The organism is Asaia sp. VD9 (genome assembly GCF_037150015.1).
Classification (GTDB): Bacteria; Pseudomonadota; Alphaproteobacteria; order Acetobacterales; family Acetobacteraceae; genus Asaia.
In genome coordinates, this window is sequence record NZ_JBBCQM010000004.1 from 20401 (window position 1) to 45918 (window position 25518).

The following is a 25518-nucleotide window of genomic DNA, read 5'->3' on the forward strand; positions in this document are numbered from 1 at the left end:
CGATTCCGAGGTCTCATCGATCTTTTCCCGTGATGCCGAAGAGCGGATCGGACAAAGCCGCATCGGTCAGGGGAGCCTGAACACGCGTCAAACGGAGCCATAGCCAGGAGAAAACCGACAAGGCGAAAACCAGGGCGCCGATCATCTCGAAATGGCTGGAAACGAACTCTGCCGCAACGCTGGCAGGGCCAGACAGGCTCAGATGGTCGGACAGCATCGAAACCAGTTCGACGCCCGCGATCGACAGGGCAAGCAAAACGGAAACAAGTGTAAGGCCCAGATTGAGCCGCGCCCTTTGTCCCGCGCGGGAGTAGAGCCCCTGCATGAGCACACTATCGACCGTATCAAGCAATGCCATCGCGCTCACGAAGAGCAGGGGCAGCATCATGATCTCCCAGGGCGGCAAACCACGCTCCCCCTGGGCAATCGAGATACCTAGAAGGCTGATTTCCGATGCGGTATCGAAACCGAGCCCAAACAGGAAGCCGATCGGATAAAGATGCCAACTGACCGAGACGCGGGCGAGCACAGGAGCGACCAGACGGGCAATGCCACGAGACGGAAGGGTGCCTTCCGAACCCGACACGATCTGGCCACGCTGCCCCCACAAATCCCGCAAGGTCAGCCCGTTGATCACGGCGATCAGGACGAGAAACAGGATCGAAACCCAGCCACCGATGAGACCTCCTCGCGCCGCAATATCCGCCAGGCTGGCCCGGTAACGCTGCCCGGCCAGCACAACGCCGAGCGTGGCGAGGCAGACTATCGTGGAGTGGCCAAGGGAAAAGAACAGTCCCGCTGCCTGAGCACTGCGCTGCTCGCGGAGCGACGCCCGCGTCACGTTATCAATGACCGCAATATGATCGGCATCCAGCGCGTGACGCAGTCCCAGACCATAGGCCAGCGCCGCAGCGCCCATAAGGAGCGGATGCCCCGAGAAAAGGGAAAATGCCCCAAGCCAGACCAGGGCATTCAAAAGCCCAAGCCCCCCAAGAAGGAAGAAGGCTCGCCTGCGCAGATCGACACGCTTGATATCCAGAACTCGCCCCCCCCCCCCGCCCATGCGACTGGGAGCAGTTTGAGCCATTTCATCTGGTTTTACAATGCGCTAGCGCGTTCACGCAGCCGGATCGCGATCACAACAGCTTGCCGGGTTCGCGGCGGCCCTGCCCACCCGGCACGCTTGCCCGTCCAAGGAAGCGGAAACCGCTCAGAAATTTGCGCTGATGGAACCAAATGCCATGCGGGGCGCGCCGATCAGGAAGGACTGATAGGCCATGGCCCCGCTGGCAATGCTGAGCGGATTGCCGTTCTCTCCCATCGTCGCAATGTAATGGGTGTTCTGCAGATTGGTGATGCTGAGCGAGAGGGTCAAATCCTTGACCGGCTGCAGGCTGCGCTTGATGGAAGGAATACGCATCAGATTATACTGGATGCCGAGATTGGAGAGCCAATAGGACGGCACCTTCACATCGCCTGTATAGGAATAGTTGCGTTTGCTGTTGAAGCTGGCGTCCACATAGGCCGTCAGACCCTGCCAGTCATAGGAGAGGCGCGTTTTATACATGTAGCGTGGATAATTGACGACCTGTACACCTTTGAGATCATAGGTCGTTCCGGCCGCCGTCAGGTTCTGATCATAGGTCGCGTGGTCATAGCTGAAGCTATTGGTGAAAACGAGATTATGGATCGGCATGACGGTCAAAGCCGTATCGACACCATTCATGGTCACGCCGCCCACATTCGAAACTGCGGAAATTGGATTGACCGATGAACCCGAGGCGACCTGCTGCAACCGGTTATTGAAATTCGTACGGTAGCCATAGATCGACAGACCGACTTTCTCACTCGAATAACGATACCCTGCAGCATAGGTCCAGGCCGTTTCGGGACGGATCGACTTGCGCTCCTGATCGAACGCGGTCTGGGTAACGGCAAAGGGGGACGCGCAAAGCTTATAGCCGCATTGCGCATAGGTATGGACATTCTCCGAGATGTCGAAAAACAGCTCGTGATGGCTCAGGAAGTGCCAGTCTCCGCTGATATGCGGGAGAAAGGCCTTGGCTGTGGTCAGGCCGACGCCGCTCGCGAGCACGGTTGTGGGGGAATAATAGTCAGGATTCGCATAACCATTCCCGACACGAGTGGTGTTGAGCACGGATTTGAAGCCGAAATGAAGCGCCACATGCTCGATCGGCCGATACGTATCCTGCACGAAAGCCGTAAACGTGTTCGTGCTGTAGTCCTGATTGAAGATCTGGGCGAAAGGGTGCTTCCAGTACTCAAGTGGGTTGGGCAGTGGCGACGTCAGCTTGCCGTCCACGATGTTGGGCATTTCAAACACATATTGCGGGGTCTGATAGCTGTTATTTTCGTACCAGACGCCGCCCCCGAGTGTATTCTCGTGGGTCTGGTATTGCATGCGTGAGAGGAAACCCACGCGCTTGACTCCCGGCGCCTTGCGCAGTTCGGACAGCGGCGACCCATTGGGAGAGGGATAATAGGGCGTGGTCCAGGTCGACTGGTTGATGGCACCGTGGCCATAGGCTGTGCTGTCCCAGACCAGGTGATCGGTCATCTGCAAATGGGCACGCATGCCGGCCAGATAATCGGCGCTGTTGAGCGTCGCATCATAATATGCGGAGTCCTCCGGATCAGCGAGGCCGGCAAAGGATGCCGGAAAGATCCCGTTGGCCGCATTGATTGCCGCCTGAAGCCCGCTTTGCTTGCCGTCATAGTAGTTGGTCACGCCATACCCGACCTTCTGGATGATCTCGGGCGAGGTGTCGGGTGTCGAGAACTGATGCTCATCCGCCCAGTCAAAATAGGCCGAAAAGTAACTTTCATGACCAATTGGCTGAAGCAGCTTGGCATTGACCTGCTGCACGAACTGGTCTCCCGTCCCCTTCCAGATCTGACCATCCTGACGGCTATAGGACGTGAAAAACCGCGTCCCCGTCTTGTTGAGATCTCCGCTATCAAGGCGCAGGAAAGTATGGAAATTGGCATAGCTGCCAAAGCCCTGATTGATGGTTCCCCCCAGCTTATGCGCCGGATCGCGCGAGACATAGGCAAAAGATCCGCCCAGATTGCTCGTCGAAGCGATTTCCTCTGCCCCTGCTGATTGCGATATATCGATACGCGCGACGTTCTCGGCTGAAATGGCGAGGAGCGAGTTCAGCCCGTTATACATGCGCAGCGTCTGCTCCCCCAAAGGCATGCCATCCAGAGTGAAGCCAATTTGCTGCTGCTGAAATCCGTGCATGAAAAGCTGCTGTGACCAGATATCAACGCCCTGGGGTTCAGCAGACTGGAACATGATCCCAGGCAACTGAGACAGGACCTTTAACGGGTTGGTCCCTGCAGGCGCCTGGGAGAGGAGCTTCTGGCTGACGGTCACCAGAGCGCCGCGCGTGATATGGGCGGCCTTCACGTCAAACGTCTCAGAGGTCGAACTCAGATAGACGGCGGATTTTCCGACAGACTTCGGTGTTGCGGCGGGAATACCGCTCCGTTCAGTCGCGGCACCGCGTTTGCCATGGGCCGCTTTTGTCTTTCCGGGCTGGGTAGCTGTTGTCGCATGAGCAGGCAATGAAACTGCGGAAACAAGCATCGTCGATATCAGGTACAGTTTCGAAAACGAAATGATACGCATGAGAGAATACCGTCGCTTGGGGCAAACGGCTCACGACCCGATGGCGTGAGGCCGACGCTGTTTCAGGGAGAGACTGCCATGCTGGCGGCTCGTTATCTGAAGATTAAGATGTATAGACGAGTATGGTCAATATTATTCGTAACGATTCCGAATCGCTATGTCGCTTTGCGAATCGCGAACAAAATTCCCACCTGAAGGACGCTCGGAGCAAAAATCTGGTGAGGAGATCGCTGTTTTCTGCCTGTCTAGACAAGTAACGATGGGTTGGGAAAAATGCCCCTTCAGCCTGCCGCAGCAGCAGGAACCGGGATATTGAAGGAAGGGTTCTCTCCCCCAAGAAGGCGGTCAGGCGCACCGCTCGCCGTGATATGTCCTCCTGCGCAATGGTGCACCGTCGTGGCGATACTACGCACGAGACGCATGTCATGACTGACCACAACCATGGTCATACCCTCGGCAGAAAGATCGCGAATCACGGTTTCCACTTCTCGCACGAGTGATGGATCAAGGGCACTCGTGGGCTCATCGAGGAGCATCAGCGCGGGAGACATGGCCAGAGCGCGCGCGATGGCGACGCGCTGTTTCTGCCCCCCCGATAACTGATCCGGATAATGATCGGCGAAACCCGACATCCCCACGCGTGCCAGATGGGTCCGGGCGATCTCCCGCGCCTCATCGCGATGGCGGCGCAGCACGATTACCGGACCTTCCATGACGTTCTCGATGGCCGTCCGATGCGTGAACAGATTGAAGTGCTGGAAGACCATGGGCATTCTCGCGCGGGCGGCCTGCAAGGTACGCGGCGGCGCTATCCGGAACAGATTGCCGTCTTCCGCGCAGAGCCGTTCGCCCAGAAAGGTGATTTCGCCCTGGCTCGGCTTCTCGAGGAAATTAAGACAACGCAGCAGGGTCGATTTCCCTGCACCGCTCGGGCCGATCAGGCAGGCGACCTCCCCCTTTTCTACCGAGAGATCTATGCTCCTGAGCACTTCATGCTCCCCATAGCGTTTGGCTACCTGCCGAACCACCAGAACCGGGCTCATCGCACGCCCTCCTTTTCCATGGTCGGCGCAACAGGTATCGGTCGCATTGCGGGTGTGAGGTGCTTTTCCAGCCTGTGGATCAGGCGCGAGCAGACGAAGCTGATGCAGAAATAAATGATGGCCACCAGCAGATAGATATTCATGCTGTCGAACGTATCGGAGATCACGATCGTGGCATGGCGCAGAAGCTCATTGACCGAGATGAAAGAGACCAGGGCGCAATCCTTGAGCAGGGCGATGAAATATCCGCCCAGAATGGGGACACTGGCCAACCCCGCCTGGGGAACGATCACCCGCCGGTACAGCATGAATCCGGACATGCCAAGCGAGAGCGCCGCTTCTCTCTGCCCCAGAGGCACCGCCTCGATCGCACTGCGAAAAACCTCGGAGACATAGGCCGCCAGATTGAGCGACAGACCGACAATCGCGGCAGTAAAGGCGCTGAGCGTCAGTCCCCATTCGGGCAGGGCGAAATAGATGAGCAGAAGCTGCACGATCAGCGGCGTATCGCGCATGATCTCCACAAATACATTGAGCGGATAGCGTATCCAGCGGCTCGCCGAACGTCGACCGATGGCCACTCCGAATCCCAGGATTGTGCCAATCACCATGGCGATGCTGGATAATTCCAGCGTCACCCCTGCCCCGCGCAGCAGGAAGGGCAGGTGATCGCGCGCTTCCAGAAAAAAATCGAGCATGGACGCGCTACTCCTTGTGAGACGAATCCGCCTGGCTGACGATCAGATGATCCTGTTGGGGTTCCCATACGCCGTAGCGCTTCAGGATGGTCCTGATCGTGCCATCCTTACGCATGGCGTCGAGGGCGGTATCGATGGCTGCGAGAAGATCGGGGCAGTGCTCAGGCACCACCACCCCCTCACTGCCCAGACGATAGGGCGCCCTGGCCTGCACCTGCGCCCATTGAGTCTTGGGCGTATAGAAAAGCGGCGCACCGACGGTACGCAGATTCCGAAAATGCTCCTTCTGGGCGTGGAGCGTACCCTGATCGACGATAACCGCCGCGACCTGGCCGTTCTTGAGGGCGATGAACGGATCGCCGAATGTTTCAAAATCGGCCACGTCCTGCGCGTAACCCTGCTCCACCAGCCTATGCGCCGTAGCCGAATCATTGGTTCCCATGACGGAGCCAACCATCTTGCCACGCAGATCTTCGAGACGCCATATGGGCGAGTTCTCAAGCACGATCACATAGTCGTACAGCATGAAATAGGGCGTCGAGAACAGGACATGCCCCCGCAGATGGCGCTCCTCGGAGATATTGACATCCGACAGCACGATATCCCAGCGTCCTGCCTTGAGCCCCGGCACGATGGTCGACCATTCCGTAATGATGAACTCCGATTTCGGAATATCCAGTCGACGCGTCAGCTCGGCCAGAAGATCGGCATCGATCCCGTGATATCGCCCCTCTGCGTCCTGCCAGAGTGAGGGGTGTGCGCCCAGAAGGCCATTCCCGACACGCAGCACTCCCGCCGTGCGTACGCGCTCGAGGCACCCCGCATAAGCGCCGGGCGCTGTCAGCAGCATGGCGCCGGCGCAGAGCATCCCGAGCCATTTCATGCTCAGGCGGCATCCTGGAAGAGAATGGGAAAATCCGGGCCGGTCAACGGGTCACCCTCAGAAAGGGCAAGATGGGCGAAGGGAGGAGAGCCTTTCCCGCCACGATCAGCAAAGCAGGCATGATCGCCTACGAGACGCGCGGAGAAGACACGCCGCCTGACGCTGGCTCCGATCGTGGCCCCGGCGCCATGAACCGTGCCGAAATCGAACGCTACGGCGTCGCCGGGCGCCATATCGGCACAGATGATGCGGTACCGCTCACGATGGGCGTCGATATCGGGCATCGGGGTGCTCTCATCGCCCGCATAAAGCGGGGTCCCATCGAAACGCATGGGTTTATGGTCCACGCCCCAGCGATGGGAGCCTGCGACGCATTCCAGCGCGGCAGCGGCCGGGACAGGATCGAGCGGTATCCAGAAGCTGACCGTCTGGGGACCACGCGCGCAATAATAGGGCCGGTCCTGATGCCAGGGTGTCACAAGCGACGTGCCTGGCTCCTTGACGAGCACATGGTCATGAAAAAACCGAACCTGATGCGCGCCCATCAGCGCTGCGCCGAGCGCACCCAGCGGTGAATCCTCCACGAAACGCCGGAATTCGGGGATACGCTGCCAGTTGCACAGATCCTGAAAGAATGGCGCCGAATTCTCGGGATGATAGGACCGCTCGAGCGGACTCGGATCGGCCATGAGACGCGCCACACCCTCTCTCAGCGTTTCCACCCAGGGTGCGAATGCGCCACGGAGCACAACCGCCCCGTCATTCTGAAAACCGGCAATCTCGTCTGATGAAGGAACGAAGGAGGATCTCATGGAAACGGCCTCTTCACGGGTATCATTCGAGATCAGCCTATGTTGTCTAGACAGGAAAGGTCAATGTGATTTCGCAACGAAAAATTCGTCCCACCCTCTCCTCGCCTAGGCGTGATCATTCCCACGAGGCGCCAGCATGAGGATGCTTGCAATTACGTTCCAAATCTTCTTAGACTTGTATATACAAATACAGAATGGGATTCGCCCGTGTCGTCTTGCTCTTCGGAACACACCCCGCTTTTCCGCTGTCGGCCCGAAATAGAATCGCTCCCCGTGTATAACGCAGGTCTTGCCGCCGATATGGTGAGGGAACGTTACGGAATCGATCGTATCGTCAAGCTCGGCAGCAACGAAAATCCCCACGGGCCACCGCCTGGCATAAGTGAGGCGCTCAGCACCCTGCTCGACCGCATTGCTCTCTATCCCGAATCCGAGTCCCGGCTGCGTGAAGCGCTTGCGGCGTTTCTGGATCAGGACCCCGCTTCTCTTGTCTTCGGCAACGGTTCCGAGCAACTCATTCGCATGATCATGCAAGGCGCTGTCTCGCCGGGCGACCGCGTCGTGACCGTACTCCCCTCTTTCGGGCTGCATATTCTCAATGCCGAAGTCATGGGCGCGAAGGTAGAGGCCATACCGGTCACACAAGATGCGCAGTTCGATCTATCGGCGCTCATCGAGGCCGTTTCCCGCCCAACGCGCATGTTGATCCTCTCCAACCCGTCCAATCCCGTAGGTTGCATGATGACGGCCGGGGCTCTGGCCGAACTCATTGCTGCCTGCCCCGAGGACTGCCTTCTCGTGATCGATGAAGCCTATCGGGAATACGCTCAGCATGACCCCACCTATCCCGATGCGCGCACGGTGCTTCGGGCGCAGTCCCGCCCCTGGATCGTGCTTGGAACGTTCTCGAAGGCCTGGGGGCTCGCCGGGCTGCGCATGGGCTATGCCATGACCAGCAGTCCGGATGTCACTCAGGCGCTCGAGGCAGTGCGCGATCCGTTCAATACCAATATCGCCGCACAGATCGCCGCCATTGCTGCGCTGAAGGGGCAGGACCATATGCGCGACAGCGTAGCCCGGACCGTGGCCGAGCGCGAACGGGTGCGGGCAGCGCTCGCGCCTGTCGTGGCCGAGATCGCGCCTTCCTGTGCGAATTTCCTTTTTTTCCGGCTGAGCTATGACGCCGATCGGGTGGCCGAGCATCTGCTGACGCAAGGCGTGATCGTCAAACCGTGGAAAGAAAGCGGATTCCGCAACCGCATCCGTGTCAGTATCGGCCTGCCCGAGGATAATGATCGCTTTCTGGCCGCGCTGAAAAACACCCTGATTGCCCTCGCGGCCACGGCGCGTGACACTGGGAAAATTGTGGCATGAGAGAAGCATCCGAAGGACGGGAAACCGCCCTGCTTGCGTTGGAAGCTCGCTTTGGCACGCAGTTTTCACGCGGCGCAGCGCTGCGCGAGCAGCATGGCCATGGCGAGGGCTATCACCTGAGCCATGAACCCGATGCCGTCCTTTTCGCTGAAAGCACAGAGGATGTCTCGGCGGCACTCGCCTTATGTCATGAGCACAGCCTCCCGGTTGTGGCCTTCGGCGGCGGGACCTCGCTCGAAGGGCAGGTAAACGCTCTGGAAGGCGGGATCTCGCTCGATCTGTCGCGCATGACATCCATCATCGAAGTCAATGCCGCTGATCTGGATTGCAGGGTGCAGGCGGGCGTAACCCGACAGGCCCTCAATCTTCACCTGCGCGATGAAGGGCTGTTTTTTCCGGTCGATCCCGGAGGCGAAGCTACGATCGGGGGGATGTGCGCCACGCGCGCCTCGGGCACGGCGGCGGTACGCTATGGGACTATCAGGGAAAATGTACTGGGCATGACCGTGGTTCTGGCCGATGGGCGGGTCACGCAATTGGGGGGACGCACGCGCAAATCTGCAACGGGTTACGATCTGGCGCATCTGATGATCGGCTCGGAAGGCACGCTCGGAATCGTGACCGAAATCCAGCTGCGGCTACAGGGTATCCCGGAAGTGACCGCAGCTGCGATCTGCCAGTTCGAGACGCTCGGAGGCTGCGTGGAGGCCGCCATTCAGATCATGCAGATGGGCATTCCCATCGCGCGCATGGAACTGCTCGATGAGGTGCAGATGGAGGCCTGCATCCTCTATTCTCGCCTTGAGGGCTATCGCGCATTGCCCACCATGTTCTTCGAGGTTTCAGGGGGGCCGGACTCTGTCAACGAGCAGATCAGCGCTATCGAAGGGCTCTGTCAGGATAATGGGGGGGCAGATTTTCTGTGGAGTACGCGTGATGACGAACGGGCTGCTCTGTGGAAGGCGCGCCATGCTGTCTACTGGGCCTGCCTGGCCTACCGACAGGGTCATATCGGGATCTCGACAGATGCCATCGTCCCGATCTCGGCGCTCACCGCCATGATCCTGGGCGCGAAACAGGATATCGACGCTTCAGGTCTGGTCGCCCCCATCGTCGGCCATATCGGAGACGGCAATTTTCATACCGTCATGCTCGTCCCGCCCGGCGAGGCGGGGCTGGAACGCGCACGGGCACTCGATCACAAATTGGTGGCGCGCGCCCTCTCCCTCGGCGGGTCGGCAAGCGGGGAGCATGGCATAGGCCTCGCCAAAAAGGCCTTCATGGGAGCGGAACATGACCCGGTGGCACTCGATATCATGCGCGCGATCAAGGCCACCCTGGACCCCAGGAACATTCTCAACCCGGGCAAGCTGCTCCCGGAGCCATGATTCCGCCCTCCCTGAACCTCGCCACGCTTCCTGCCGAGCCCTGGCGCAATGGCGGGGGCGTTACCCGCGTGATCGCTCGAGGCGCCGGATGGCGGCTCAGCCTGGCCGAGATCGCCAAGGATGGTGCTTTTTCCCTCTTTCCCGGCATGACGCGCTCTCTGGCACTGACGGGTGATGATGCGCTTGATCTCATCCCTGCCGGGGGTCTTCCAATTTTGCTACGAGGCTGCGGTGCCACAGCGCAGTTTGCGGGCGGTGAGCCGATAGAGGCGAAGTGCCATGGCAAAATCCTGAGCGTGATCAACCTCATGGTCACTCAGGCGACGGGTCCAACAGGCAGAGGCTCATCCGGGTTCATCTGTCATGGCGCACGTTTCGACACCCCGGCTGAAGGAGAATCATGGCTTTTTCCCCTCACAGGCACGTGGCAACTCGATGCTGTTTCAACCGGCTCTGCCTCGGCAGACGGAGAAGCCCCTCCCCCGAATCCAGCCCCCAGGGTCGAGACCCGTCTCCTGCGCCCCGGAGAGACGCTGCGCTGCACGGCCTCACTGAGTGTCACGCCCGCGCCTGAATTTGCACCCCATGACACCGTAGCCACCGGGAAAATCGTTCTCGCGAGGATACGGCCCCCCGCCCCGCTCTGCCTGTGCATCGCCCTGCCCGCCTCTGTTCCGTCAGATGGAGCTCGTCATGTCTGAATCCGATTTCCTGCCCGTCATCGATCTCGCTCCGGCACGAGAGGGTAAATTCGCGCAAACAGGTCAGGCCATCGGCGCCGCGTTTTCCCGATCGGGGTTTTGTTATATCCGCAATCACGGGGTCGATGAGGCGTTGATCCGCGCCGTCCATGACGAGGCGCTCGATTTCTTCCACGCTCCCATGACCGAGAAACTGACCTGCAAACCGCAACAGGCGGTTCGCGGCTTCAACGCACTCAATCGCACCACCATGCAGGGAGCGCAAAATCCCGATTACAAGGAATTCTTCCAGATCGGGCTCGATCTGCCAGCAGATGATCCCGCCGTACTCGCCGGACAGCCTTTACGCGGTCCCAATCTCTGGCCTGAAAACCGCCCCGCATTCCGGGCCGCAATGGAGGCTTATTTTGAAGCGATCGGTGCGTGCGGTCGCGTGCTGCTTCAGGCCGTGGCGGCCTCATTAGGGATCGCGCCGGACTTCTTTGCACAAAAATATGACCGCCCGCTGCAGCGCAGCCAGGCTATCTGGTATCCGCCCCATCCTGCAGACCGCCTAGCGGACCAGTTCGGCGTGGCGCCCCACACGGATTATGGCTGCATCACGCTGCTCTGGCAGGATGAGACCGGGGGGTTGGAAGTGCAGGACCTGACCGGAACCTGGATGGCCGCGCCGCCCATACCGGGCACGCTCGTCATCAATATCGGGGATCTGCTCAGCCGCTGGTCGAACAGGCGCTATGTCTCGACCCCCCATCGTGTCACCAACCGCTCGGGACGGGAGCGCGTCTCCCTCGCGACATTCTATGATCCCGATTATGACGCCGTGATCGACCCCCGCGATCTGGCTTTGCCCGTCTCACAAGTGCCTTGCGACCCTCCTGTTCTCGCTGGCGACTATATTATCGGGCGTATCCGCGACTCTCAGAAAGCGCGCAGCACCGAGGCGCCGGCACCTCGTAGGGTGTGAATCGTGGTGTGGCCCGTCAGGGCCATGATATCGACCGTTTCCCGCCTGAGCCGGGCGAGCCCGTCCTCCACACCAGCCTTGCCACGCGCAGCAAGCCCCCAGGCCCAGGGTCGCCCGAAAGAGACGGCCCTTGCCCCAAGGGCCAACGCCATGACGACATCACCGCCATGACGTATGCCGCCATCGACGATCAGGGGAATAGCGTCCCCGGTCGCCTCACGGATTTCCTCGAGCATGTCGAGCGGCGAAGGCGCCGGATCGAGCTGGCGCCCGCCGTGATTGGACAGGATCAAACCATCGGCCCCGCAGGAAGCAGCCTGACGGGCATCGTCAGGGTGCAGGATACCCTTGACCAGAAGCGCCCCCTGCCACTCATGACGCAACCAGTCGAGATCATGCCAGACCAGGGTCGGATCGATCCGACCGGCAATATCGCGCGCCTGAGCGAGCACCCCTCTTGCGCTGGTATAGGAGGCCATATTGCCGATGATATTGCCCTGGCCAAGCATCCTGTCGACAAGCCAGGCCGGGCGTGAGGCCAGACCAAGCCACTGCCCGAGACTGGGGCGGGTGCGGTCGCGAAAGCCGTTACGCCTATCGCGCTCACGTAGCGGGGTGATGGGGGTATCGATGGTCAGGATCAGGTTACTGATCCCGCAATTACGGGCGCGGGTGAGCATGTCACGCGTCACCGCGCGGTCGCGCAGCACATAGATCTGCGCCAGAAGAGACGCATTACTGGTCGCGATACGCTCCAGCGGGTCGATGGCAAAGCTCGACACCCCGAATGCCACGCCGTGATTCCGGGCGGCCTGCGCCGCGCCGGTTTCGCCATCGCGATGGAACATCCCTGCAAAGCCGACCGGAGAGAGCAGAAATGGCGCATCGAGCGTCATTCCCGCAAAGCCGCTCGTCAGATCGATCTGCGAGACGTCCCTCAGCCCCCGCGGGAGGAGTACACGACGACCGAAAGCCGCCCTGTTGGCATGGAGCGTTGCCTCACCATGCGCGCCGCCATCCAGATAATCGGCAAAGAGACGCGGCAGACGCCGCCGGGCCTGCCGGGCCATATCCGCGAATGCGCCGTCATCGGGCAGAGCACGCGTCATGCCGGGTCGAGGCTGGGCAAGGCGATGAGCGCCGAAACGCGCGCAGTCAGGGCACCGCTACGAATGAGCGCATTGGCAGCTTCCATATCCGGCGTGAAAAGACGATCCTGCGCATAGAAGGGTACCTCACCCCGCAACAAAGTGGCGGCCGCGACCAAAGGAGCGGAAGAGGTGAGCGGCGCGAGAAAATCCAGCCCCTGCACCGCGGCAAGATATTCGATGCCAAGGATACAGCGCACATTGTCATTGATATCGCCCAGACGCCGCGCAGCGAAGGTTGCCATCGAGACATGGTCCTCCTGGTTGGCAGAAGTCGGCAGGCTGTCGATGCTGGCGGGGTGAGCGAGCGTCTTGTTTTCTGAAGCCAGCGCCGCTGCGGTGACCTGGGCGATCATGAAACCGGAATTGACCCCGCTATCATCGACCAGAAAGGGCGGCAGGCCGCTCATGCTCGGATCGACCAGCAGCGCCAGACGCCGTTCGGCGATGGCCCCGATTTCCGATATGGCGATCGCCATGAGATCCGCCGCGATCGCGACTGGCTCCGCATGGAAATTTCCACCCGAAATCATTTCATCCGTATCCGGAAAATGGATCGGATTATCGGAAACCGCATTGGCCTCGATCAGCAGCACGCCTGCCGCGTGACGCAGGGAGTCGAGCGCCGCGCCCATGACCTGGGGCTGGCAACGCAGGCAATACGGGTCCTGGACACGCTCGTCATCGATCTCATGTGAGGCCCGTATGGCCGACCCTGCCATGAGCGCCCGATAGACCGCAGCGCAGTCGATCTGCCCCTTTTGCCCCCGCAACGCATGCAGTCTGGGGTCAAAAGGCGCATCGGTACCGCGCGCGGCATCCAGCGTCAGCGCGCCGGTGATGAGCGCCGATTGCAGGAGCGTCTCGGCGTCGAACAGGGCTGCGAGCGCAAGGGCGGTGGAGGCCTGGGTGCCATTGAGCAGCGCCAGCCCCTCCTTGGGGCCGAGATCGATGGGCGCGAGACCGGCACGGGCCAGAGCCTCGGCCCCGGCCATGCGTTCCCCCTTGTAGAAGGCCTCTCCCTCGCCAATCACCACGGCCGAGAGATGCGCAAGCGGGGCGAGATCGCCGGAGGCACCGACCGATCCCTTCTCGGGGATCATGGGAATCACGCCGTGGTCGAGCATGTCGAGAAGCAGCTGGACGATTTCGAAGCGCACGCCCGAATAGCCACGGGCCAGACCATTGGCCTTGAGCAACAGGATCAGTCGCACCACTGTTTCGGGCATCGGCTTGCCGATCCCGGCGGCGTGACTGAGCACTAGATTGCGTTGCAGGTCGCGCAGCTTTCCGTCTGGAATACGGGTCTTGGCGAGCTTGCCGAACCCCGTATTGACCCCATAGACCGCAGCGCCCCCCGCAACGATCCGATCGACCGAGCGTGCCGCCGCGCGCAGACGCTGCTCGGTCTCGTCATCCAGCCGGATTGCGGGGGCATGAGCGACGAAATGCCGCAGACCCGCCAGATCGAGCGCACCAGGGGTAAGAATCATCGTATCCGACATGACAGGCGTGTTCCTTACGACTTGACGGAGGTGATCATCGGCAGGTTCAGCCCCTGCTCACGCGCACAATCGGTCGCTATCTCGTAACCGGCATCAGCATGGCGCATGACGCCTGTCGCAGGATCATTCCACAGGACGCGCTCGAGCCGCGACCGGGCCTCTTCCGTTCCGTCCGCCACGATGACCATTCCCGCATGCTGCGAGAAGCCCATGCCTACGCCACCGCCATGATGCAGCGAGACCCAGGTCGCACCCGAAGCCGTGTTGAGCAGGGCGTTGAGAAGGGGCCAGTCCGACACCGCATCCGAGCCGTCGCGCATGGCTTCGGTCTCTCGATTGGGGCTGGCCACCGAGCCGCTATCGAGGTGATCGCGGCCGATGACGACGGGGGCCTTGAGCTCCCCTTTGGCAACCATCTCGTTGAAAGCCATGCCCAGACGATGGCGATCACCCAGACCGACCCAGCAGATACGGGCCGGAAGACCCTGGAACTGGATCTTTTCCCGGGCCATGTCGAGCCAGTTATGAAGATGCTTATCGTTCGGAAGCAGCTCCTTCACCTTGGCATCGGTCTTGTAGATATCCTCCGGATCGCCCGAAAGCGCCGCCCAGCGGAACGGTCCGACACCGCGACAGAAAAGCGGCCGGATATAGGCGGGTACAAAGCCGGGGAAGGCAAACGCCTCTTCACAGCCCACCTCGAACGCCATCTGCCGGATATTATTGCCATAATCGAAGGTCGGCACACCCAGCCGGTGGAAGCCGACCATCGCCTCGACCTGAAGCCGCATCGACTGCTTCGCGGCCTGCTCGACCTCGGCGGGGTTCGTGACGCGTTTCTGTGCGGCCTGATCGAGCGTCCATCCGGCAGGCAGGTAGCCATTGAGCGGATCATGCGCCGAGGTCTGGTCGGTCACGGCATCAGGTCGGATCCCCCGCCGCAATATCTCGGGAAAGATCTCGGCCGCATTCCCCAGCAATCCGATCGAAACCGGCCGATTGTTCCGGCAGGCCTCGTCGATCCACTCCAGCGCCTCATCCAGCGACTGGGTCTTGCGGTCCAGATAACCGGTTTCGAGACGCTTCTCGATACGGCTCGCTTCACATTCCACGGCCAGCATCGAGGCCCCGGCCATGACGGCCGCCAGAGGCTGAGCCCCGCTCATGCCCCCGAGCCCGCCCGTGAGGATCCAGCGCCCTGCCAGGGAACCGCCATAGGATTGGCGCCCCATTTCGACGAAAGTCTCGTAGGTGCCCTGCACAATACCCTGGCTGCCGATATAGATCCATGAACCGGCGGTCATCTGGCCGTACATCATCAACCCGGCACGATCGAGTTCATTGAACCGGTCCCAATTTGCCCAATGCGGCACAAGATTGGAGTTGGCGATCAGCACCCGGGGCGCATTTTCATGGGTCCGGAACACGCCGACCGGCTTGCCCGACTGGACCAGGAGGGTCTCATCGGCGCCCAGCGCAGTCAGGGACTCGACGATCCGGTCGTAGCACGCCCAGTTGCGTGCTGCCCGCCCGATACCGCCATAGACGACGAGTTCGGAGGGCTTTTCGGCCACGTCCGGATCGAGATTGTTCATCAACATCCGCAAGGCCGCTTCTGTCTGCCAGGAACGGGCGCTGAGCGTCGTGCCCGTGGCCGCGCGTATCACGCGGTCATTGGCAAGACGGGGAGAGGATGCGGGAAGGGACGCAGTGTCGGGTGAGGCAAACCGGGAGCACATGACAATTCCTGATCTTAACTTGTATATACATGTTAAGGTGCTTCAGGTGATCGAGGATTGTCAATCAGGAATTGTCACGACATCCAAACGACCGGACGTCACCCACCCCGTGCCTTCACAGACGCGCTGAACCAACAGCTATGGAGGCTATGGAAAATGCCCGATAGCCAGGACGCGCCGCCTTACCATGCGGGCTACGAACGGCGCGTAGATTCGTGGCATAAACACTTTCTGCCCCGGGATCAGGGACGATACCGCCCAACGAAACTGTATCGGCTGCCGGAATAGGTGAAAATCCCCTTCATCACCACGCGCCCATCCACCCAGGTGCGACGCATGAGCTGCAGGCAGGCCTCTGGCTCATCGAGGTCGAGCAGGGAACAGATGGCAAGGCTTGGGGTCACGGCGAAAACCACATGCTCGATTTCCTCGGGCTGGGCGATGGCCGAAAGATGACGATGCGGATGCGAAAGAGTGAAATCCTGTTCGAGATAATCCGGCGCGAAGTGAGGCGAGACGAAACGCTCCTCCACCTGAAGCGGGGTCTCGTCCTCGTAATGCACGATGATGGAATGAAAGAGCCGCGCGCCCGGCCTCTGCCCGAAGGCCATGGCCAGATCGCTGTCAGCGCGTATCGCCTCGAGCGTGACGATACGCGTGGTGTGGCGATGGCCATTGGCGGCAATATCCTCGGCAATATCACGCAGCTCGAGCAATTCCACCTGCTGGGCAGGTTCGGCCACGAAGGTACCGACACCCTGAGCCCGCGTTACGATACCCTCGCTCGTCAGTTCGCGCAGGGCGCGATGCACGGTCATGCGCGAGACACCCAGAATCTCGACAAGCTCGCTTTCGGAGGGCAGGCGATGACCCACGCCCCACTCGCCGCCCTCGATCCGCTCCATGATATAGGCTTTCACCTGCTCGTATCGTGCGGCCGGCCTGTCTTTGCCCAGAACTGTGCTCACCCGTTTGCGCCTCTCATCATGGTCAGGAATCATTACCGTCTATACCGGGTCGCGGCGCATCATGGCCATGGTCCATCAGCCTGGCGAAATGTGCCGTCAATCGGGCTGCCCCCCGAACACCCGCCCTACGGGGCGCACGCCGCCAATCCAGTAGGATAATTCATGCGGGGCGCTCACGTCCCACACCGCCATATCGGCTGCCAGGCCAGGCGCCAGCGCTCCGCAAACAGCGGAAAGCCCGAGCGCCGACGCCGCATGGCGCGTATGCCCGAGAAGGGCCTCACTCGGGGTGAGGCGAAACAGGGTGCAGGCCATGTTCATCACCGCCGTAGGAGAAAGCACAGGCGATGTCCCTGGATTGCAATCCGTCGCCAGCGCCATCGGCACAGCGTAACGACGAAACGCGTCGATCGGCGGCAGGCGCGTCTCCCGGACGAAATAGAATGCCCCCGGCAGAAGCACGGCGACCGTACCGGCCTGCGCCATGGCGCTGATCCCCGTCTCATTGGCATATTCCACGTGATCAGCGGACAGCGCCCCGAAACGGGCAGCCAGCCCGGCTCCCCCCAGATCGGAGAGCTGATCGGCATGAAGACGCACCGACAGTCCCAGAGCCTGAGCGGTCTCGAACAGGCGCGCAATCTCCTCAGGCTGGAAGGCGATTCCCTCGCAAAATCCATCGACGTAATCAGCCAGACCGGCTTCGACCACGGCTGGAAGAATATCCTCGCAGAGATGCGCGACATAGGCCGCGCGACGCCCGGCATATTCGGGTGGAACAGCATGAGCCCCCAGAAAGCTGGTCCGCACACGCAGACCAAGGGATGCACCGATACGACGCGCCACACGCAACTGCTTCATCTCGTCCCGCAGGGTCAGACCGTAGCCGGATTTGATTTCGACGGTAGTAACACCCTGCGCCACCAGAGCCCGCGCCCGCTTGAGGGAAACTGCGAGCAACTCGTCTTCGCTGCTTTCACGCGTGGCCCTCATGGTGGAGAGGATCCCGCCCCCGCGCCGAGCGATGGCCTCATAGGAAACACCCTCGAGACGCTCGGCGAATTCGCCGCTGCGATCGCCCGCATAAACCAGATGAGTGTGCGGATCGATCAGACCCGGCGTCATCCAGTGGCCGTTGCAGGAGATGACCTCGCGCGCCAGGGTTTCCGGAGCCGCTTTCAGGGCGCTGCGCGGCCCCACCCATGCGATATGCCCGTTCCGGACGGCAAGGGCACCATCACGCACTATGCCGAGATTTCCGTCCGCATCCGTAACGCGATCGGACACGGGAGACAGGCCGGTGGCCATACCAGAAGCCAAGCCGGTAGCCACGCCGCGATCCATTGTGGCCAGATGCACATCGATCCAGAGCCTGTCCCACATATGATCGGCAACCTTCTTCTTGACCTGACTTATCTATACATGTCTAGTTATTAGAGTATGAACGCGCAACGACAATCGCGCTGACCAGCCATTTCGGGGTATGTCATGAGTGAGACCGATCAGGGTGGCGCGGTTTTCGCGCGGCAGGCTTTTCTCCCGTCAGGCTGGCGGCACGATGTACGCCTGTCCTACAGCCATGGCCGCTTCACCCATATCGAGGCCAATCAGAAGCCGCAGCCCGGCGACACCCTGTGTGATATCGCCCTGCCGCCTCTCGCCAGCCTCCACTCCCATGCCTTTCAGCGCGCCATGGCGGGACTGGCTGAAACAAGGCGAGACCCGGCGGATTCCTTCTGGACATGGCGCAAGCAGATGTACGCTCTTGCGTCGCGTGTCACACCGGACGACATGCGCGCCATTGCTGCTCAGCTTTATCTGGAAATGCTCAAGGCCGGGTTCACCCAGCTTGGCGAATTTCACTATCTACACCGCACGCCCGATGGAAACGCCTACGATAACAAGGCGGAAATGGCCCTGGCCGTCATCGATGCGGCGCAAGAAGCCGGTATCGGCATCACGATCCTGCCCACGCTCTACAGTCATGCCGGGTTCGGTCGCGCCCTGGCCCCCGAACAGGCGCGTTTCCGCAGCGATCCCGATTTCATCGCCGAGATCCTGGGCGCCATCACTGCCCGGCATGGGGGCGATATCATGGTGCAGCACGGGCTGGCCCTGCATTCCCTGCGCGCTGTCGACCGACAGAATCTTGCACAAATGCTGGGCATGATCGCCCCCGATCTGCCGATCCATATCCACATCGCCGAGCAGCAGCGTGAGGTAACGGAGTGCCTCGATTATCTCGGCAGGCGACCGGTCGCCTGGTTGATGGATGAGGTTCCGGTCGATCATCGCTGGTGCCTCGTTCACGCCACCCATCTGGATCACGACGAAACCCTGCGTCTGGCTGCTTCCGGCGCCGTGGCGGGTCTTTGCCCGGTCACCGAGGCGAATCTGGGCGACGGCTTCTTCCCCCTGGAGCCCTATATCGCCCGCCATGGGCGTTTCGGGATCGGGACGGACAGTAATGTCCTGCCCTCGGTCGCCGAGGAACTGCGCCTGCTGGAATACGGGCGTCGCCTGGCCACCCAAAAGCGCTGTTGTGCCCTGCCGGAGGGCATGCTCGGCTCGGTAGGACGCTTCCTGTACGAGTCTGCGCTCAAAGGTGGCGCGCAGGCCTGCGCTCATGGGGGCGGCAAACTCGCCCTCCATCATCGCGCCGATCTCTGTACTCTGGATCAAGCGGATTTCGCCCTGCCCGACCTTCAGAATGACGCGCTCTTCGATGGCATGATCTTCGCCCGCGCCACGCTTCCTGTCCGGAATGTCCTGGCGGGAGGCCGCTGGGTAATTAAAAACGGCCACCATCCTCAGGAAGCCTCCATTCAGGCGCGCTTTCGCGACGTCGTCAGACGGTTGCAGCACTGAAAACGCAAAAGGCCCCATCATGACAGAGACTGCGTTCTTCACCCTTACCCGAGGCGAACTACCCGTCCTGATCGCCCTCCCCCATACCGGGCTGGCTCTTGCTCCCGGCCAGGAGGCGCGCATGACCGCCACAGGGCAGGCCAGACCCGATACGGACTGGCACATGACGCAGCTCTATGATTTCGCGCCCGAACTGGGCATCGGTGTACTGGCCGCGACGCATTCCCGCTACGTGATCGATCTCAACCGCGGCCCGGACGATGCCACGCTCTATCCTGGCCGCCCCAAGACGGGGCTCGTACCCGAGGCCAGCTTCGATGGCGCACCGCTCTATCATGAGGGTATGGGCCCCGATACGACGGAAATTGCTGCGCGGCGCGCCCTGTTCTGGCAACCCTATCACGATGCCCTTGCCGCTGAACTCGCGCGTCTCAAGGCGCTCTGGGGATGGGCCGTGCTCTGGGACGGGCATTCGATACGCGGTCGGGTACCCCGGCTATTCGAGGGGAAGTTACCGGATCTGAATCTGGGGACGAATGACGGCGCATCCTGCGCGCCCAAGCTGCGCAACCTCGTGGCACAGGAGCTCGAGTCACAAAGCCTGTTCAGCCATGTGATCGATGGCCGTTTCAAGGGGGGCTATACCACGCGCCATTATGGGCAGCCCCATGACAATATCCATGCCTTGCAGATGGAAATGGCGCAGAGCACCTATCTCGAGCGCGAGGAGGCTCCCTGGACAATCAGCAGCGCCGGTACGAAACGCAGCCAGTCCGTTCTCGTGCCCGTGCTCCGGCAGGTCGCCTCCTGGCGACCATAACGGCTCTTCTGACTGCATCGGGCGCGAAAACGCGCCGCTTCAGGCGATATGCAGGGCGGAAGGGTCTGACTGGATCTTGCGAAACCGGATAAGGCTGCGGGTCAGCCGGTCGGGGGCCCAATTGGGCATGAAACGCCAGGGAGTCGATACGTCGGCGAATTCTCCGCGGATCGAGACGAAACGCTTTTGTTCCGAACCCACCCATTCCGGCACCCAGGCAGTCTCGATATGAGTGATCCAGGCATTTCCCTCGATACGATACCGACCGATATAGGAAACGAGGGTCTGAAGCAGCGCCGCCCGATCGGCATCGGTCTGGGCGGGCACCCGCCCTTCCCCTTCGAGATTGAAGGCGACCCAGCCATCAGGCGTGAAAATCACCCGGCCGCGCGGGGCCTCGCCCATGGCAGGTACCATACAGGCGGTGCCCTGTTCCTCGACGCTGTAGGAGAGCAATTGCCAGGTCCCGATCAGCGCCCGATACAGGGCATCGCCGATTAGCGGCTTTTCTTCGATCGTCTCATCAGCCATGCTGTCTGTCTCGTTCATTATTGGCATTGTTGATCTATAGTGCGCCCGAACAGCCGTCACGGCCTCAACGCAAGATCTCCTGTTCTGATATCTGATAGGCGCTCCCGGGCGCCCTACACAAGAGCGTGCTCCGCAACACTGCCAGTACATCCCTGCGCTCAGCCCAGGCAGCACACCGGCGCACCCGCGTAACGACAGGCCCCGGCCCTGAACAATGCGCCCCGTCATCTCCCGCGCAGCAGCCTTGCGTGTGTGGCGCTGGAACCCGCGCCAACGAATAGTCTCCCCCTCTCTCCCGATCAGGAGAGACGCAGGAGAACCGGCATCATCAGCGAGAAAAGCTCGGCCTGGGAGGAAATGCCGCAGCGCGCGTAGATCTGCCGCCTGAAAACCTTCACCGTCTGCGGGCTGACACCGAGAATCGTGGCAATTGACTCAGATGAATGGCCGCGCAGAATTAATAGTGCCGTCTGCGCCTGTCGCGGTGTGAGGGTGATTCCCTCTCCCTCCTTCAGACGCGCCCAGAACAGGCTCGCACGGTCTACTTCACGCTCATGCCCGTGCATTTCCAGATCGGACCAGTGCTGCATCGCCAGAGCCTGAATCACCGGGGTCAGTAACGCAGCCTTTACTCTCTGCTCGGCGCTGAACGCGACGCCCGAGCTCTCGTCCCGACCGAGACAAAGATGCACCGAATACGCAGAACCGATCCGGACGAGATAGACCATCTCATCGACGATTCCCGTTTTCTGATAATACTGCGTGTAATACTCCGATTTGTGAAAGTGATCTGGAGCCACGTCCTGCAGATGATACACCCCGGACGGTGCTGCCTTGCGATCGAGAGTGTGAAACGGATCGAGCAGATAAAGCCCGGTGCAGTAGGTGCTTTCGAACCCGGCATGAACGGCGCGGCTCTGCGCATGCGAATAAAGACAACGCGGTGCAGCATCAGGCGCACAGGCAAGAATGGTCAGATTATCCGAACGCAGACAGGCCTCGAGCCATAGTCGCAATGCCTCCGGAAAATCCGGCCCACTGAGACACGAAATCGCCGCACCAAGCAGACCGGGCCGCATATCCTCCATCCGCGCATACCCCTTTCGGGCGATATACGCGCCCTTTCTCACAGTCCTAGTCTCGATCCGTTGCGCTGCGCCCTGTCGCAGCCCTGTTCGTCCAGGGAGAGAAACCATGCCCGACACAAACTTCGAAACCGGCGCCAGCAATGCCGGATCAGCCGGTCCTGTCCTGCCCCAGACCACCGAGGCCATTCTCGCCGCCGACGCCCATCTCGTCCAGTCCTGGGCCGATCTCAACGGGCTCAAGAAGCCCGGAGCCCGTACGGCCATCGTGTCGGCCAAGGGGACCATGGTACGTGACAGCGACGGCCGTGACCTGATCGACGGCATTGGCGGATTGTGGTGCGTCAATGTCGGCCATGGACGACGCGAAATCATCGACGCGATCGCCCAGCAGCTCTCGACGCTCGACTTCTATTCGACCTTCTACACTTTCACCCATCCCGCCGCCGCGGCGCTGGCGCAAAAACTCGCGACGCTGGCGCCGGGCAATCTCACCCGCGTCCATTTTTCCAATTCCGGCTCGGTCGCCAATGACGGCGCCGTGCGTATCCTGCATCATTATTACGAACGTCTCGGTCACAAGACCAAGAAGCTCGTCCTGAGCCGTCATGGGGCCTATCATGGCTCGACCTATCTCTCGATCGCCATGACAACTCCGCCCTATTCCAAGGGATGGTCCAAGGCGGAGGGGATCGTTCATCACCTGAGAAAGCCGCATTACTGGCGTGAAGGGGCGGACATGACCGAGGCCGAGTTCCTCGATGCCCTGATCGACGACATGCGCACGCAGATCGAACGCCTGGGGGCCGAGAACATCGCCTGTTTCATTGGCGAGCCGATCATGGGAGCCGGAGGGGTCATCGTACCGCCCGCCGGCTATCACAAGCGCATTCAGGAGCTGTGCCGACGCTACGAGATCAAATTCGTGGCCGATGAGGTGGTCACGGCGTTCGGACGTCTGGGGCATTTCTTCGCATCGGAAGCCGTCTTCGAAACACAGCCTGACATGATCACTGTAGCCAAGGGTGTGACGTCAGGATATCAGCCTCTCGCCGCAACCCTGATGACCGATGAAATCCATGAGGTGATTTCAGGCCCGGACGGTGTCTTCACCCATGGCATGACCTATGCGGGCCACCCTGCGGCAGCGGCGGCCGGTCTGGCCAATATCGCCCTGATGGAGGCCGAGCAGATTCCCGAGCGTGTGCGGGTGACCGGCAAGCTGTTCGAAAACACCCTACGCGCCCTGGGAGATATCGACATCGTCGGCGAAGTACGCGGCAGCCATTTCATGATCGGAATCGAGTTCGTCCGGGACAAGGCGAGCAAGGTACTGTTCCCCGAAGCACTCAATATCGGCATGCTGGTCGCCCGCAAGGCCCAGGAGAAAGGTTTGATTGCGCGCCCTCTGGGCCATATCCTGATCCTCTCTCCGCCACTGGTCCTGACAGAGGGGGAAATTGCCAGGATCGGCAGCATTCTGCGCGAGAGCATCCTGGACGTAATGCGAGACCTGCCTTCACTCATGCGGTGATGACGCGCGGCGCCGGGGCTCAGGCCCCGGCTTTCCCCCCCCTACCCCCTGTCGGCCATGGCGAGCGCATGTGCCGCATCCGAGGCTGGCAGCGTCTCAGGAGTAGAGAAAGCCACCCCCCGAATGGACCTTCCGGTGGGAATTTCAGTATTTGACCCAGACCGTCTTGAGCGCGGTGTACTTATCGAAGCTGTGCAGCGACAAATCACGCCCGTAGCCCGATTGCTTCAGCCCTCCGAAAGGCGTCATGGGTGAAAGCGCATCAACCGTATTCACCGAGATCGTCCCCGCCTCCAGTCGCTCGGAAAGCGAGAGCGCCCGGCCCAGATCGCGGGTCCAGAGCGACGCCGCCAGACCATAGACGGTGTCATTGGCCAGAGCGACCGCATGGTCTTCATCCCTGAATGTCTGAATGACCAGTACCGGACCAAAAATCTCCTCGCGCGCCAGAACGCAATCGGGGGGCACATCGGCAAACACCGTGGGCTGGACATAGGCTCGTGAGCGCCCGATGCTGATCTGACCGCCTCCGGCAACGAGGCGCGCATACTCCCTGCCCGATTGAATGAAGCCGGCGACACGATCGGCATGCTCATTCGAGACCATGGGGCCAAGCAGTGTCGCCGGATCGAGGGGATTTCTCGGCACGAGCGCCTCTGCCTTGCCCTTGAGACGAGCGATCATTTCATCCGCGAGGCTTTCATGCACGATAAGACGTGAATTGGCGGAGCATATCTGCCCCTGATTGAAGAAAATCCCCCACGCAGCTCTTTCGGCTGCGGCCTCCAGATCGGCATCGGGAAAAACGAGTGAAGGGCTTTTACCCCCCGTCTCGAGCCAGACAGGCTTCAGGTTGCTCTCTCCCGCATAACGCAGAAAGCGTTTTCCCGTCTCCGTCGAACCGGTGAAGGCCAGGCAATCGACATCCTGGTGCAGTCCAAGCGCCTGCCCGGCCTCATGGCCCAGACCGGGCACCACGTTGAGCACTCCCTCTGGCAGACCCGCCTCGGCGGCAAGCTCAGCCAGACGCAGGGCCGAAAGCGGCGATTGCTCGGCAGGCTTGAGCACAACCGAATTACCCACGGCGAGGGCGGGCGCGATTTTCCAGATGGCAAGATCGAGCGGGAAGTTCCACGGCACCACCACGCCCACCACCCCAAGAGGCACCTTGCGTATCATGGCCAGATCACGCCCACCTGTGGGCGCGATCTCGTCATAGATCTTGTCGAGCGCCTCGGCATGCCATTGCAGGATATCTGCTGCGCCCGGCACGTCGATCGAGAGCGTATCAGCGATGGGTTTACCCACGTCGAGCGTATCGAGCAGCGCCATTTCTTCAAGATGATCGCGCAGCAATTGCGCAAGACGCAACAGGATTGTCTTGCGCCCGGCGGGGGTCATGCCCGACCATACCCTGCTTCTGAACGCCTTGCGCCCACTGGCCACGGCCAGTTCTATATCGGCGGCCTTGCCCCGGGCGATATCAGTCAGAACCTCGCCAGTCGCCGGGTTAATGGTCTCGAAACGCGCATTGTCCTGGGCGGGCATGAACCGCCCGTCGATCCAGCATCCTGTCCTGAAAGACAGCACCGCTGCGGCTGTCGTGAAATGTTCAACTGTCCGGCTCATGATTTCTCTTTCTTCTTCCTGCAGGATGTCCCGAAACAGACCGACGAGTCGCCCTTCATGGTGGCCCGGACAGGCCCTGCGCCAAGACCCGCGCATCTGCTGCACAAGGTCCTCTCAATGCCCGGGATTGGGAGCGCGCGCCCCCCGGGCATCAATCCAACGACGCTGGG

General features: G+C 61.0%; 21 protein-coding genes. 7 read left to right on the forward strand and 14 right to left on the reverse strand.

Features of this window, described 5'->3' with window-relative positions; translation table 11 throughout:
• Positions 1-13 precede the first annotated feature (13 nt).
• The 6 genes from WFJ47_RS06540 to WFJ47_RS06565 all read right to left on the reverse strand — a co-directional run bounded on the left by WFJ47_RS06540 (position 14) and on the right by WFJ47_RS06565 (position 7091).
• A complete protein-coding gene (locus WFJ47_RS06540) occupies positions 14-1087 on the reverse strand; it encodes a HoxN/HupN/NixA family nickel/cobalt transporter (protein ID WP_336761750.1) in 1074 nt (357 codons plus the stop codon).
• A 123-nt stretch (positions 1088-1210) separates the two neighbouring features.
• On the reverse strand, positions 1211-3613 hold the full coding sequence (locus WFJ47_RS06545) for a TonB-dependent receptor (RefSeq protein ID WP_336761752.1): 2403 nt from the start codon (positions 3611-3613) through the stop codon (positions 1211-1213).
• 323 nt (positions 3614-3936) lie between these two features.
• Complete coding sequence (locus tag WFJ47_RS06550) at positions 3937-4698, reverse strand: amino acid ABC transporter ATP-binding protein (RefSeq protein WP_127101867.1); 762 nt, start codon at positions 4696-4698, stop codon at positions 3937-3939.
• On the reverse strand, positions 4695-5396 hold the full coding sequence (locus tag WFJ47_RS06555; protein WP_127101866.1) for an amino acid ABC transporter permease: 702 nt from the start codon (positions 5394-5396) through the stop codon (positions 4695-4697). The genes WFJ47_RS06550 and WFJ47_RS06555 overlap by 4 nt, the downstream gene beginning before the upstream one ends.
• A 7-nt stretch (positions 5397-5403) precedes the next feature.
• Positions 5404-6279: an ABC transporter substrate-binding protein gene (locus WFJ47_RS06560; RefSeq protein WP_336761755.1), complete on the reverse strand. Its 876-nt coding sequence runs from the start codon at positions 6277-6279 to the stop codon at positions 5404-5406.
• Between the two features lie 2 nt (positions 6280-6281).
• Entirely contained in the window at positions 6282-7091 is an 810-nt protein-coding gene (locus WFJ47_RS06565) for a phytanoyl-CoA dioxygenase family protein (RefSeq protein ID WP_336761757.1), read from the reverse strand.
• Positions 7092-7298: 207 nt separating this feature from the next.
• Between WFJ47_RS06565 and hisC the strand changes: the two genes are divergently transcribed.
• The 4 genes from hisC to WFJ47_RS06585 are packed head-to-tail and all read left to right on the forward strand — an operon-like array spanning position 7299 to position 11521.
• Complete coding sequence (hisC, locus tag WFJ47_RS06570) at positions 7299-8465, forward strand: histidinol-phosphate transaminase (RefSeq protein WP_336761759.1); 1167 nt, start codon at positions 7299-7301, stop codon at positions 8463-8465.
• On the forward strand, positions 8462-9853 hold the full coding sequence (locus WFJ47_RS06575) for an FAD-linked oxidase C-terminal domain-containing protein (RefSeq protein WP_336761761.1): 1392 nt from the start codon (positions 8462-8464) through the stop codon (positions 9851-9853). Before hisC ends, WFJ47_RS06575 begins: the two co-directional genes overlap by 4 nt.
• Positions 9850-10554: a HutD family protein gene (locus tag WFJ47_RS06580; RefSeq protein ID WP_336761763.1), complete on the forward strand. Its 705-nt coding sequence runs from the start codon at positions 9850-9852 to the stop codon at positions 10552-10554. Before WFJ47_RS06575 ends, WFJ47_RS06580 begins: the two co-directional genes overlap by 4 nt.
• Positions 10547-11521, forward strand: a complete 975-nt coding sequence (locus WFJ47_RS06585) for a 2-oxoglutarate and iron-dependent oxygenase domain-containing protein (protein ID WP_336761765.1) — start codon at positions 10547-10549, stop codon at positions 11519-11521. The genes WFJ47_RS06580 and WFJ47_RS06585 overlap by 8 nt, the downstream gene beginning before the upstream one ends.
• Here WFJ47_RS06585 and WFJ47_RS06590 read toward each other — a convergent pair.
• The 5 genes from WFJ47_RS06590 to hutI form a co-directional block, all read right to left on the reverse strand.
• Positions 11476-12630: an alpha-hydroxy acid oxidase gene (locus WFJ47_RS06590; protein ID WP_336761767.1), complete on the reverse strand. Its 1155-nt coding sequence runs from the start codon at positions 12628-12630 to the stop codon at positions 11476-11478. The genes WFJ47_RS06585 and WFJ47_RS06590 overlap by 46 nt on opposite strands.
• The gene (gene hutH, locus WFJ47_RS06595) at positions 12627-14174 is read right to left on the reverse strand and encodes a histidine ammonia-lyase (RefSeq protein WP_336761769.1); all 1548 of its coding nucleotides are present in this window, start codon (positions 14172-14174) and stop codon (positions 12627-12629) included. Before hutH ends, WFJ47_RS06590 begins: the two co-directional genes overlap by 4 nt.
• 14 nt (positions 14175-14188) lie before the next feature.
• Positions 14189-15913: a urocanate hydratase gene (gene hutU, locus WFJ47_RS06600; protein WP_336761771.1), complete on the reverse strand. Its 1725-nt coding sequence runs from the start codon at positions 15911-15913 to the stop codon at positions 14189-14191.
• 242 nt (positions 15914-16155) lie between these two features.
• On the reverse strand, positions 16156-16881 hold the full coding sequence (gene hutC, locus WFJ47_RS06605) for a histidine utilization repressor (RefSeq protein WP_199751689.1): 726 nt from the start codon (positions 16879-16881) through the stop codon (positions 16156-16158).
• 96 nt (positions 16882-16977) lie between these two features.
• Positions 16978-18264 (reverse strand): imidazolonepropionase, encoded by a 1287-nt coding sequence (gene hutI / locus WFJ47_RS06610; RefSeq protein ID WP_336761774.1) that lies wholly within the window; start codon positions 18262-18264, stop codon positions 16978-16980.
• A 105-nt stretch (positions 18265-18369) separates the two neighbouring features.
• Here hutI and WFJ47_RS06615 point away from each other — a divergent pair, with 105 nt between their 5' ends.
• Together WFJ47_RS06615 and hutG are read left to right on the forward strand one after the other, a co-directional pair.
• The gene (locus WFJ47_RS06615) at positions 18370-19749 is read left to right on the forward strand and encodes a formimidoylglutamate deiminase (protein ID WP_336761776.1); all 1380 of its coding nucleotides are present in this window, start codon (positions 18370-18372) and stop codon (positions 19747-19749) included.
• Between the two features lie 19 nt (positions 19750-19768).
• Positions 19769-20569: an N-formylglutamate deformylase gene (hutG, locus tag WFJ47_RS06620; protein ID WP_336761778.1), complete on the forward strand. Its 801-nt coding sequence runs from the start codon at positions 19769-19771 to the stop codon at positions 20567-20569.
• 39 nt (positions 20570-20608) lie between these two features.
• Here the strand turns inward: hutG and WFJ47_RS06625 are convergent, their stop codons facing one another.
• Entirely contained in the window at positions 20609-21100 is a 492-nt protein-coding gene (locus WFJ47_RS06625; RefSeq protein WP_233582016.1) for a lipocalin-like domain-containing protein, read from the reverse strand.
• A 299-nt stretch (positions 21101-21399) separates the two neighbouring features.
• On the reverse strand, positions 21400-22179 hold the full coding sequence (locus tag WFJ47_RS06630; protein WP_336761781.1) for a helix-turn-helix transcriptional regulator: 780 nt from the start codon (positions 22177-22179) through the stop codon (positions 21400-21402).
• A 115-nt stretch (positions 22180-22294) separates the two neighbouring features.
• On the opposite strand from WFJ47_RS06630, the gene WFJ47_RS06635 reads away from it, so the two are divergent.
• Positions 22295-23719, forward strand: coding sequence for an aminotransferase class III-fold pyridoxal phosphate-dependent enzyme (locus WFJ47_RS06635; protein WP_336761784.1), 1425 nt, complete (start codon positions 22295-22297; stop codon positions 23717-23719).
• Positions 23720-23863: 144 nt separating this feature from the next.
• Here the strand turns inward: WFJ47_RS06635 and WFJ47_RS06640 are convergent, their stop codons facing one another.
• Positions 23864-25348, reverse strand: a complete 1485-nt coding sequence (locus tag WFJ47_RS06640) for an aldehyde dehydrogenase (protein WP_336761785.1) — start codon at positions 25346-25348, stop codon at positions 23864-23866.
• Between the last annotated feature and the right edge of the window lie 170 nt (positions 25349-25518).

Bases quoted from the DNA above. Each gene is read 5' to 3' on its own strand.
- hutU (WP_336761771.1), bottom strand. From the start codon at position 15,913: ATGTGCTCCCGGTTTGCCTCACCCGACACTGCGTCCCTTCCCGCATCC.
- WFJ47_RS06625 (WP_233582016.1), bottom strand. From the start codon at position 21,100: ATGGCTGATGAGACGATCGAAGAAAAGCCGCTAATCGGCGATGCCCTG.
- WFJ47_RS06545 (WP_336761752.1), bottom strand. From the start codon at position 3,613: ATGCTTGTTTCCGCAGTTTCATTGCCTGCTCATGCGACAACAGCTACC.
- WFJ47_RS06565 (WP_336761757.1), bottom strand. From the start codon at position 7,091: ATGAGATCCTCCTTCGTTCCTTCATCAGACGAGATTGCCGGTTTTCAG.
- hutH (WP_336761769.1), bottom strand. From the start codon at position 14,174: ATGTCGGATACGATGATTCTTACCCCTGGTGCGCTCGATCTGGCGGGT.
- WFJ47_RS06540 (WP_336761750.1), bottom strand. From the start codon at position 1,087: ATGGCTCAAACTGCTCCCAGTCGCATGGGCGGGGGGGGGGGGCGAGTT.
- hutI (WP_336761774.1), bottom strand. From the start codon at position 18,264: ATGTGGGACAGGCTCTGGATCGATGTGCATCTGGCCACAATGGATCGC.
- WFJ47_RS06585 (WP_336761765.1), top strand. From the start codon at position 10,547: ATGTCTGAATCCGATTTCCTGCCCGTCATCGATCTCGCTCCGGCACGA.
- hutG (WP_336761778.1), top strand. From the start codon at position 19,769: ATGACAGAGACTGCGTTCTTCACCCTTACCCGAGGCGAACTACCCGTC.
- WFJ47_RS06640 (WP_336761785.1), bottom strand. From the start codon at position 25,348: ATGAGCCGGACAGTTGAACATTTCACGACAGCCGCAGCGGTGCTGTCT.
- WFJ47_RS06555 (WP_127101866.1), bottom strand. From the start codon at position 5,396: ATGCTCGATTTTTTTCTGGAAGCGCGCGATCACCTGCCCTTCCTGCTG.
- WFJ47_RS06560 (WP_336761755.1), bottom strand. From the start codon at position 6,279: ATGAAATGGCTCGGGATGCTCTGCGCCGGCGCCATGCTGCTGACAGCG.
- WFJ47_RS06575 (WP_336761761.1), top strand. From the start codon at position 8,462: ATGAGAGAAGCATCCGAAGGACGGGAAACCGCCCTGCTTGCGTTGGAA.
- WFJ47_RS06550 (WP_127101867.1), bottom strand. From the start codon at position 4,698: ATGAGCCCGGTTCTGGTGGTTCGGCAGGTAGCCAAACGCTATGGGGAG.
- WFJ47_RS06590 (WP_336761767.1), bottom strand. From the start codon at position 12,630: ATGACGCGTGCTCTGCCCGATGACGGCGCATTCGCGGATATGGCCCGG.
- WFJ47_RS06580 (WP_336761763.1), top strand. From the start codon at position 9,850: ATGATTCCGCCCTCCCTGAACCTCGCCACGCTTCCTGCCGAGCCCTGG.
- WFJ47_RS06615 (WP_336761776.1), top strand. From the start codon at position 18,370: ATGAGTGAGACCGATCAGGGTGGCGCGGTTTTCGCGCGGCAGGCTTTT.
- WFJ47_RS06635 (WP_336761784.1), top strand. From the start codon at position 22,295: ATGCCCGACACAAACTTCGAAACCGGCGCCAGCAATGCCGGATCAGCC.
- WFJ47_RS06630 (WP_336761781.1), bottom strand. From the start codon at position 22,179: ATGCGGCCCGGTCTGCTTGGTGCGGCGATTTCGTGTCTCAGTGGGCCG.